Raw genomic sequence first — 1,396 nt, 5'->3', positions numbered from 1 at the left:
GCGGCGGGCGCCGTGGGCAGCGCCGCCGGCCAGATGGCCAAGCTGCGGGGCGCCGGCCGGGTCGTCGGCAGCGCCGGCAGTACGGCCAAGACCGACTACGTGCGCGACGGCCTCGGTTTCGACGCGGCCTTCGACTACCACGACGGGCCGGTCGCCGAGCTGCTGGCCGAGGCCGCCCCCGAAGGCGTCGACGTCTACTTCGACAACGTCGGCGGCGAACACCTCGAAGCGGCCCTGCACAACATGCGCAACCACGGGCGCATGGCCCTGTGCGGAATGATCTCCCAGTACAACGCCGTCGGACCGGCGCCCGGACCGCGCGACATGTTCCAGGCCATCGCGCGCCGCGTGATGATGCAGGGCTTCATCATCGGCGACCACATGCACCGCATGTCCGCGTTCCTCGACGACGTCGGGCCCTGGCTGGCCGACGGGTCCATCCGGGCCGACGAGACCTTCGCCGACGGCATCGACAACGCGCCCGAGGCGTTCCTGGGCATGATGCGCGGGCAGAACACGGGCAAGATGATCGTCCGCCTGTGACCGGGTGCGCCCCGCGGCGCCGCCGGCCGGCGGCGGAGTCCGCCGCCGCGTGTGTCCGGGTTCACCCGGCCGCACGCGGCGGCAGCGCGAGCCCGATGTGCTCGCCGATCTCCTCGATCAAGCCCAGGTCGGCGAGTCGGAAGCTGCCCCGGTTGCTGCGGCGGATCAGTGTCAGGGCGCCGCGGACCCCGCGGCTGCCCTTGAGCGGGACGCACATCAGCGATCCGGCGCCCAGCGCGCTGAGCACCGGGGCGCCGTCGGCCCGGCCCAGCGCCGATTCGTCCTCGATGAGCTGGCTGAGCACCGAATTGCCGTTGGCGAGCACCTCGCGGGGGATCTCCGAATCCAGCGGATCGAGTGCACCCACCAGCTCCCGCGGCCCGTTCTCGCCGGACGGGCCGGACACGACCGCCCGGCGGGCCTGCTCGGCGCTGCCGGGGAGGTCGCATACGTCGACGATCACCCAGTCGGCGTAAGAGTCGGCCAGGAGCGCCGCGGCGTCGTCCAGCGCCAGCGGGCGGCCCGCCCCGCCGGGGCCCGCGCTCGCCAGCAGCAGCCGCGTCATCCGCGTCAGCACGTCCAGCCGGCGCGCGGCCAGCACCACCACCTGGTCCTCGACCTCGGGCTCCAGCGGAGCCGGGCCTTCGTCCTCCCCGCCTGCCAGCGGCGGCGAGAGCACCGCCAGAACCGGCGGTGCGGCTTCGGTGGGCACGTCCAGCCGGGTGAGCGTCATGTGCACGTCCTCGGCCCACCCGCGCTGGGCCAGCCGCGAGTCGAACGACGCCGACTCCCCGCTGCGCAGCACCGCGGCCAGGCGCGAGCGCATCGCCGCCCGCCTGCGCAGGTCCACGAA

2 protein-coding genes are annotated in these 1,396 nt (G+C 74.2%); one reads left to right on the top strand and one right to left on the bottom strand.

The features are described 5' to 3' along the window. Window positions 1-543, top strand: a 543-nt coding sequence (locus D452_RS0101045; RefSeq protein WP_017542320.1) for an MDR family NADP-dependent oxidoreductase, incomplete at its 5' end; no start/stop codon positions are given. A gap of 61 nt (window positions 544-604) precedes the next feature. Here D452_RS0101045 and D452_RS0101040 read toward each other — a convergent pair. Next, on the bottom strand, window positions 605-1,396 hold a 792-nt coding region (locus tag D452_RS0101040), incomplete at its 5' end, for a GAF domain-containing protein (protein WP_017542319.1).

Origin of the sequence: Nocardiopsis prasina DSM 43845 (genome assembly GCF_000341265.1) — a bacterium.
GTDB classification, from domain to species: domain Bacteria; phylum Actinomycetota; class Actinomycetes; order Streptosporangiales; family Streptosporangiaceae; genus Nocardiopsis; species Nocardiopsis prasina.
This window is presented reverse-complemented; position numbering and strand designations above follow the sequence as displayed.